This is a genomic window from Parafrankia colletiae (assembly GCF_001854655.1).
Lineage (GTDB): Bacteria > Actinomycetota > Actinomycetes > Frankiales > Frankiaceae > Parafrankia > Parafrankia colletiae.
The window spans coordinates 1-6176 of the sequence record NZ_MBLM01000051.1 but is presented as its reverse complement, the minus strand read 5'-3'; the positions used below and the strand labels follow the sequence as shown (position 1 = coordinate 6176).

Sequence of the window (6176 nt, the reverse complement as noted above, 5' to 3'; positions counted from 1 at the left end):
TGAACGGCCACAGCGGCCCGCAGACGGTCACCGAGGGAACCGACGCGATCGTCGCCCTGGCCCAGGTCGGCCCCGACGGCCCGACCAACACCTTCACCGACCGCCACGGCGATGTGCCGTGGTAACGAGGTCACGGTCACCGAGCAACATCGACGACACAAGTCATTGACTTAGGTCAGCGAGACCGCGTAGACAGTCGTCATGACCGATGAGAGCGGACAGCGCCCTGGGTTGGATGACCCAGCCCGAAAGGCCAATCCACCGCCTTCCATGCTCGTGGCCGAAGAGGGCGGCCACGAGCACGATCCGCGGGCGGTGTCGCAAGACGGGTCAGCGGTCCACGGACCTGGCCGTGGCGCGCCGGTTCTGGATCGGCTCGGCACGTGGGATGAGCCGCCCGCCACGCGCGACGTTGCTCTGAGAGCCGGCCTGTCACACCCGCGCCGCTGGCAGATCCTCGCGGTCCTGTCCCTGGTGCAGCTGATGGTCGTCCTTGATACGACAGTCTCCAACATCGCGCTGCCCTATGCGCAGGCGGCGCTGGGCTTCTCTGACGGTGATCGCCAGTGGGTGGTCACGGCCTACTCGTTGGCCTTCGGCAGTCTCCTGCTCGTGGGCGGGCGCATCTGCGATCTGATCGGGCGGGAGCGGGCACTGGTCGTCGGCCTGGTCGGTTTCGCTGCGGCATCGGCGTTGGGTGGCGCCGCCGTCAACTTCGAGATGCTGGTCGTCGCGCGAGCCGCACAGGGTGCGTTCAGTGCGTTGCTCGCACCGGCGGCGCTCGCGCTCGTATCCACGACGTTCGAGTCAAGCGGGGAACGAGCCAGGGCGGTGGGCATCTACGGCGGCGCCGCGGCGGCGGGAGCGTCGATCGGCCTCCTCGCCGGCGGATTCGTCACCGAGTACCTTTCCTGGCGTTGGACCCTGTACGTGAACGATCTGATCGCCGTCGTCGCCCTGGCAGGGGTGCTGGGTCTGCTTCGCGGGAGATCGACCGAGAATCGGCCACGAATAGACGCTGTCGGCACGGTGCTTGTCTCCGCCGGACTGTTCGCCGTCGTTTATGGGTTCGGCAGCGCCGCGCGGAGACCGGGCGCCGACGGCTGGACCGAGGCATCGACGGTCAGCTATCTGATCATCGGAGCGATACTGATCACCGCCTTCCTAGGATACGAGCGCCGAGCAGTGCATCCGCTGCTCCCGTTGCGCATTCTCCTTGACCGGGATCGTGGGGGAGCCTACGCGGCGCTTCTGCTCATCGCTGTTGGTTCCTACGCTGTGTTCCTGTTTCTCGCCTATTATCTGACGGCGACACTCGGCATGTCCGCTGTGATGACAGGCCTGGCATTCCTGCCGATGACAGGCATGATCCTCGTCGCCGCCGCAGTCGGCAACACCCTGCTCGGCCCCCGCGTGAGCCCGCGGACGCTCGCCCCGACCGGGCTTCTGATCGCCGCGATCGGGCTCGTGATGCTTACCCAGATCAGCTCGCAGTCCTACTACGCTCTTTCGGTCCTGCCGGGCACTTCCGTATTCGGCACCGGCCTCGGCATAGTGTTCGCATCGGCATTCGCGCTCGGGACGCTCGGGGTGGACCCGGATGAGGCGGGCATCGCGGCCGCGACGCTGAACGTCGCCAACCAGGTGGGTGGCGCGGTCGGCACCGCCCTGCTCAACACGATCGCGACGAGCGTCGCGGCAAGTCACGTCGCAGCGCACATCGGAGCACTTCCGGTGAACAAAGGCGTGGTACATGGAATCTGATTCATGGCGGCACATCAAAACCGGGTCCACCGAGGACCAGCCCAAGCGTCGACCCGGTGCGCTACGAACGGCAAGCGGCGACCAGTCGACTGCCTGGAGGTCACATGTCGAGTTCGGCTAACACGGTCCTGGTCACCGGCGCGATGGGGCAGCTTGGCAAGCTCACCACCGCGATCCTGCTCCGCCGAGGCCACCGGGTCATCGCCCTGGATCTCCGGAATGAGCACACCATCGCATCCGCCCGTGGTCTGACACCGGCACCGGGCGAGCCCGGCGAGCTGCTTCCCGCGTTCGTCGACCTGCTGGACGCCGCCGCGGTGCGCACCCTCGTCGCCGAGCATCCGCCGTCGGCGATCGTGCATCTCGCCGCATCGGTCGCGCCGCCCTGCTATCGCAACCCGGTGCTCGCGCACCGGGTCAACGTCGACGGCACGACCAACCTCGTTGACGCGGCCAAGGGACTCCCCGTGCCGCCGATGTTCGTCCTGGCCTCCAGCTCCGCGGTCTACGGCCCACGCAATCCGCACCGCTTCACGGCGCCACTGACCGGCGTGACGCCGCTTCATCCCGCGGACTGCTACGGCGCACAGAAACTCGCGGCCGAGGAGACTGTCGCCGGCAGCGGTCTGCCGTACGCCATCCTGCGGCTTGGCGCGATCGTCTCTCCCGACGGCCTACGCCAGCTCGACCGGGACTACTTCATCCTGCTCCGGGCGTCACCTCGCGACAATCGCGTCCACGCCGTGGACGCACGTGACGCAGCGCTCGCCTTCGCGAACGCGGCGGGCCTGACCGCGGAGATCCACGGCAAGGTCCTTCTGATCGCCGGAAACGAGTCGTACATGTTCCGGCAGTGGGAGATCCAGGACGACATGATGAAGGTTACCGGCGTGGGCGCGATCGGCCCCGACGCGTTCCTCCCCGGCGACCCGGACGACGATCGCGGATGGGGACTCACAGACTGGTTCGACACCACCGAAGCTCAGAAGCTCCTGGGATTCCAGCACCATTCCTGGACTGACACCCAGGTCTGGGTGGCTGATTCGCTCGGCCGGCGCCGAGCCGCGATCCGAGCGGTTAGTCCCGTGCTGCGGGGAACCATCCGAGGCCTGCTCACGGTGCTGCGGCGCAGGGAACGTCGTGGCAGCTACGCCGACCCCTGGGCGTTCATCCGGACAAAATACGGAACCGAGGCGCTCGCACCCGAGGCACTCGACGTCTAGCACGGCATATCGCTTCACTGCGGCCACTGAATGCATCCGATGTTTGACGTTCCGCTGCACGGTTAGTAGACTGGGAGGGATGCCCGATTTTCAGCGCCGCATGACTGGTCGCGATGTGCAGCGACTCGAGACGCGCCAGCGAGTGTTCGATGCCGCCATTGCCGAGTTCAAACGCAAGGGAGCGGCGGAGGCGGACGTCCGAGTCATCGTCGAGACGGCGGGTGTAGCGCGCGGTACCTTCTACTTTCACTTTCCGACGAAGGAACACGTGCTCTCCGAGCTGGAGGGGCAGGAGGATGTCCGCATCAGCGGCGAGCTCCAGCGGTTCTTCGACGGGTCACACGACCTTCCATCGGTGCTGAGCGAGATCGTGCGGGCCGTCGTGGCGATGGAACACAGACTGGGCAGTCTGCTGTTCCGGGAGGTGCTCGCACAGCATTTCTCACCAACGCGCCCGGCGGATGACAGCTGGGACAAGTACCTGACCATCCGTACGGTGGTGGACGAGCTCGAGCGGGCGCGGGGCGCGGGTCAGCTCTTTGCCGAGGCAGATCCCGTCGCGGGCGCGGTTTTCTTCATGCTCGGCCTGTACGGAATTCTCATCGTCAACCACGGCCCGAAGGTCGAACGCGCAGAGATTCTCGACAAGTTCGTAGCCAGCACGGTTCGCAGCCTCGAGAAGCGGTAGGTCACGCCACCTCGGACAACCATCGCCGAGACGCGTCTCCTCTCCTCCGCGACAGCAGCCTGCCCGAGCCCCCGCGCTTCGGCATGCGTCGGCACCACCTTCGCGCCTGACCGACTGAAGTCATTGACACGAGTCATCGAATGACCTACGGTTCTTCTTGTTGGGTGGACATGAAACCTCGAGCGGTTCACCCGCCCCTTCTCACGTGCCTCAGCGCACTGCGACTCCATTGCGCTCGCGTCGCGTATCAAAATTCCGTATGCAATCATTCCGGATTATTTGCCATCTGACCTGGAGCGCCGATGGGGACTCCGAAGCTACATCACCGCAATGACCAATGTCTGCCAGCGACGATCGAGTGCCATGGGAGGCCCTGCCTTGCTGGAAGAAATTCTGAGCCTTGGATTCGCGTGGGGCGTGTGCGCCGCGGTCGTCGGGTTCTGGTACTACCTGATGAGTCGTATCGGGACATTCTGAGCGCCGCCGCCGCTGCCGGCGCGACGGCCGGGTCGGTGCTATGAGCGTGGACATGGTGGCGGCGTCCGCCAGTGACCTGCGGCAACGGTTCGCTCTCCTCGCCGCGACGCTCTCCGATGGCGGCCGGGACGACGCGCGCCTCGTGACCGGGGAGCACCGTGCCTTCGGCCTCAACTCCGGACGGACGGCGGTGCACGTTCCTCATCCGCCGCTCGCCGCGGACTGGAGCACCCGAACGATGACGTGCGGCATCGCACTGCAGGCCGCTCCTTCCAAGGACCGAGTCGCAGCCGTTCCGCTGGACGACCTCACGTCCCGAGAGCTGCTGGCACTGTCCGTGGTTGAGGGGAGGGTCGCGCTGGGGTGGATCGCGGCCCGATGGGGCGGGCTCCTCCCCGAACTCGAACGGGCCCTCGGCGGGATCAAGACTGCAGATCCCGACCTCGACGGCCGGGAGATGCTGACCGAAGCGCTGCGGCTTGCGCGCTCTGGCGAGGCGGTGGCTGTTCACCCGCTGCTCGGCCGGCTGCCTGCCAGCACCGAGCGCGGCCGACGACTGGCGTCGTCCCTGCGTCGAGGTCACGGGCGGATGCCCTGGTCCTCGCGTCGCAGCGATCAACGGCGCATCCATTCGATTCCGGTGGGCGGCGAGGGCGGCGCGCAGAACCCGAACCTGCCGCCGCCGAGCCAGCCCGAGAACGAGGAGATCGAGATTCGACCGGACGAGCGGGTCGGCATTCCCTACCCGGAATGGAACATGTGGACGAAACGGTTTCTCCCCAACCACGTCGCCGTCCTGGAGCGTCCGGCTGCGGCTGAGGCCGCGCATGCAACCGTCGTCTCGCCGGCCCTACGACGGTGGTTCCAGGAAGACACCCACCGAACGATGCGCAACGGCCTGGAGGACGGCGCGGACCTGGACATCACCCGCTACGTCGACCACTTCGCCTCCGCCGCCGCCGGTCAGGCGTCCGAGCCTCGGATGTTCCGGGACCTGGTTCCCGGCCTTCGTGACGTGACGACGGCGTTGCTGCTCGACGGGAGCTCCTCGCTCGGGGCCCACCACGGGACGATCTTCGAGATCGAGCTGGCCTGCGCGGACGCTCTGTCTCAGGCGATGACCTCCGCGCGCGAGCGCCACGGTGTCTTCACCTTCACCGGCAACACCCGCCATCGAGTCGACGTGCGCTGTCTCAAGGACTTCGACCAGCCGTGCTTCGTAGCCCCGAGCCGCCTTGGACTAATGACTGGCGGCTACACGCGGCTTGGCGCGCCGATCCGGCACCTCACCAGCCGACTTCTCGGCCAGGCGTCGGAGCGGCGGTTGCTGATCGTGATCGGCGACGGCCTCATGTGCGACGAGGGATACGAGGGGCGGTACGCCTGGGCCGACGTCGCGCACGCGGTCGACGAGGCCTACCAGGCCGGTGTCGTCCTCTACTACATCGGCGTCGGGTCCACCCGGGTCGACCCGCTCCCCGAGGTGTTCGGACCGCGCCGTTCCCAGCGAATCAGGAGCGTCGAGGAGCTGCCGCGTGTTCTCGCGCACGTGCACCGTGAACTGGTCGCCGCATGAACGGCGCCGACGACGAGCGGGCCGGGCAGCACACCGAGCTCTACCTCTCCGCCGGGAACGAGGTACGTCTTCTCGAACACGCCTACCGCCGGCTGCTGCCTGTCATGCTCACCGGACCCACCGGGTGTGGTAAGACGCGGCTCGTCGAGCACCTGGGCGCGCGGGTCGGCCGCCCTGTCGTGACGATCAGCTGCCATGACGATCTGACCAGCGCAGACCTGGTCGGCCGGTTTCTCGTGACCGGTGGCGACGTCGTGTGGGGGGACGGCCCACTCACCAGAGCCGTACGGGACGGTGCGATCTGTTACCTCGACGAGGTCGCCGAAGCCCGACATGACTCCCTCGCGATCCTGCATTCGCTCACCGACCACCGCCGGACCCTGTTCCTCGACCGCACCGGAGAGGCAGTCGAGGCGCCGGAGACGTTCATGCTCGTATGCTCCTACAA

Annotated in this window: 5 protein-coding genes and 1 pseudogene; all 6 read left to right on the top strand. The window is 67.0% G+C overall.

From position 1 onward, the window contains the following. A pseudogene (locus CC117_RS40415) lies at positions 1-125 on the top strand (short-chain dehydrogenase); the annotation flags it as partial. 76 nt (positions 126-201) lie between these two features. Next, positions 202-1764, top strand: coding sequence for an MFS transporter (locus CC117_RS07940; protein ID WP_084131726.1), 1563 nt, complete (start codon positions 202-204; stop codon positions 1762-1764). Between the two features lie 104 nt (positions 1765-1868). After that, a complete protein-coding gene (locus tag CC117_RS07935) occupies positions 1869-2987 on the top strand; it encodes an NAD-dependent epimerase/dehydratase family protein (RefSeq protein ID WP_071083106.1) in 1119 nt (372 codons plus the stop codon). Between the two features lie 79 nt (positions 2988-3066). Further along, positions 3067-3675: a TetR/AcrR family transcriptional regulator gene (locus CC117_RS07930; RefSeq protein ID WP_071083105.1), complete on the top strand. Its 609-nt coding sequence runs from the start codon at positions 3067-3069 to the stop codon at positions 3673-3675. A 517-nt stretch (positions 3676-4192) separates the two neighbouring features. Beyond that, positions 4193-5728 (top strand): nitric oxide reductase activation protein NorD, encoded by a 1536-nt coding sequence (locus CC117_RS07925; protein WP_071083104.1) that lies wholly within the window; start codon positions 4193-4195, stop codon positions 5726-5728. Beyond that, a partial coding sequence (locus CC117_RS07920) for an ATP-binding protein (RefSeq protein ID WP_116287733.1) occupies positions 5725-6176 on the top strand: 452 nt, incomplete at its 3' end. The genes CC117_RS07925 and CC117_RS07920, both read left to right, overlap by 4 nt.